Source organism: Okeania sp. (assembly GCF_983059655.1).
Genome location: NZ_CEZPJD010001073.1, coordinates 1 through 2,187, shown reverse-complemented (window position 1 = coordinate 2,187; position 2,187 = coordinate 1). Strand labels below are relative to the sequence as shown.

The following is a 2,187-nucleotide window of genomic DNA, read 5'->3' as shown; positions in this document are numbered from 1 at the left end:
AATTATACATTTAGGAGCAAAAAAGTCTGGGAAAAATTAATTACGTTAATCATCAGAGATTTTCAGGTTTTAATTAATATATTATCTACCTAACGGGGTGATGATGTGACTGTGATAGCGGTTTTAACTAATTGCCTTAACTACTGAAATTTTGATCGACAAAGAATTCAGGGGTTTTTAACTGTCCAGTATAATCTGGTATTATCTACAAAAATCAACAAGAGTGAAAGATTATATTTTGGATAGACAAAAATTTATGACGAAAGTTGATGTCTCGAAAAATTGGAAATATTATAAATTTTTGGCAGCAGCTACTTACAGTATTATTTTCATAATTGCATTAACAGTAGTTTTTGTTCTTGCCAATATAGTTTTTCCTTATCCTAACATTCCTAATTATCCTAGTTATATTAGTGTTAAATTAAAAAATTTTGCCGAACACAAAGATGAATATAATGCTATATTTATCGGCCCTAGTACAACTTATCGCGGTATAGTACCTAATTTATTTGATAATTTAATGGCAGAACAAAACGTAGAAATTAAATCTTTTAACTTAGCATTTAGTGGAGCAACAGTAGCAGAGATAGACTTTTATTTAAGAACAATTATTGCTTTAAAACCGGCTAATTTAAAGTGGTTATTTATAGAATACCAAGATAGTTTGTATGAGCACCTAAGTAATGCAGATTCTGCCAGAAGTATATATTGGCATAGTCCCAAGGAAACTCTCTTAGCTTTACATATGGCGTTGGAACCAGAAAAACCCTTGCGAAGAAAGTTTTCTACTGCTTATGGTAACTTAAAAAGTCTATTCTATAGAATTTTATGGATGGGTATAATTTATGATTTTTGGTCAGAAAAAGTCTTAGGTGATAATTTAGTTAAATTTATAAAACAACCAGACTCCAGACTGTTGATACAAGAATCTGGATATTCTGCTTTAAATGAGGAAAAAAACTTGGTAAAAGTTGGATTCGTCGTCGGCAAAAATTTGTAAGTAATTTAGATAGTTATTATCAAAGGGTAGATAAATTGAAGCAAAGGAACACTTCATCAATTAATTTCTCTAAAACTTATAGCTTGAAAGTTATCAAAAATATGTGCGACCGCATCGAAGAACATAGAATTAAGCCCATTCTTTTTATATCTCCAACTGTGGGATATGATGAACAAACAGCAATCGAACTGTATAAAGGGCACAATACATCGGTAGTTTTTGCTTTAGATAATCCCGAAATTTTCCCTACTTTATATGAAGTTGAAATTAGATGGGATTTCTTGCACCTAAATGACAGAGGTGCAAGGAAATTTACTCGTTTTATGGCAGAACAATTTGCTAAATATCTGGAAACAAAAAAATCAGGAATCTATCCTTTATAAACATTAGAAATGATTTTTACAGATTTCGCTTCCTGTTTTTCTTCCTTACAGTTTTCTGTATCTATAAAATGCTGTAAATGTTATAATTTTAAAGAGTGATAAATTATATATTGAACGACAAAAATTTATGACGAAAGTTGATATCTCGAAAAATCAGAAATATTATAAATTTTTGGCAGCAGCTACTTACAGTATTATTTTCATAATTACATTAACAGTAGTTTTTGTTCTTGCCAATATAATTTTTCCTTATCCTAACATTCCTAATTATCCTAATGATGTTAGTTTTAAGTTACAATACTTTGCCGAACACAAAGATGAATATAACGCTATTTTTATCGGTCCTAGTACAACTTATAACGGTATAGAACCTAATTTATTTGATAATTTAATGGCAGAACAAAACGTAGAAATTAAATCTTTTAACTTAGCATTTAGTGGAGCAACAGTAGCAGAGATAGACTTTTATTTAAGAACAATTATTGCTTTAAAACCGGCTAATTTAAAGTGGTTATTTATAGAATACTACGATTATTTAATTGAAGAGTTAGGTGATGCAGATTCTTTCAGAAGTATATATTGGCATACTCCCAGACAAACTATCTTAGCTTTAGGTATAATATTGGAACAAGAAAAACCACTGCAAAAAAAGATATAGTGCTTATAGTAATTTAAAAAGTTTATTATATAGAATTTTATGGATGGGTATAATTTATGATTTTTGGTCAGAAAAAATCTTAGGTTATAACTTAGTTAAATTTATAAAACAACCAGACTCCAGACTGTTGATACAAGAATCTGGAT

The 2,187-nt window shown here is 29.4% G+C and carries 3 protein-coding genes; all 3 read left to right on the top strand.

Annotated features, from left to right (window positions below; all coding sequences use genetic code 11):
* The first annotated feature begins 223 nt into the window (after positions 1 to 223).
* The gene (locus tag AC3DU7_RS31895) at positions 224 to 1,000 is read left to right on the top strand and encodes a hypothetical protein (protein WP_488043238.1); all 777 of its coding nucleotides are present in this window, start codon (positions 224 to 226) and stop codon (positions 998 to 1,000) included.
* 35 nt (positions 1,001 to 1,035) lie between these two features.
* Positions 1,036 to 1,383 carry a hypothetical protein gene (locus AC3DU7_RS31890; protein WP_488043237.1) on the top strand — a complete coding sequence of 116 codons (348 nt, stop codon included), beginning with the start codon at positions 1,036 to 1,038 and terminating at the stop codon, positions 1,381 to 1,383.
* A 127-nt stretch (positions 1,384 to 1,510) separates the two neighbouring features.
* Complete coding sequence (locus AC3DU7_RS31885; protein WP_488043236.1) at positions 1,511 to 2,041, top strand: hypothetical protein; 531 nt, start codon at positions 1,511 to 1,513, stop codon at positions 2,039 to 2,041.
* The last annotated feature ends 146 nt before the right edge of the window (positions 2,042 to 2,187 follow it).

What these genes read in the sequence shown, in the direction of transcription:
- AC3DU7_RS31885 (WP_488043236.1), top strand. Translation starts at nt 1,511, where the DNA reads ATGACGAAAGTTGATATCTCGAAAAATCAGAAATATTATAAATTTTTG.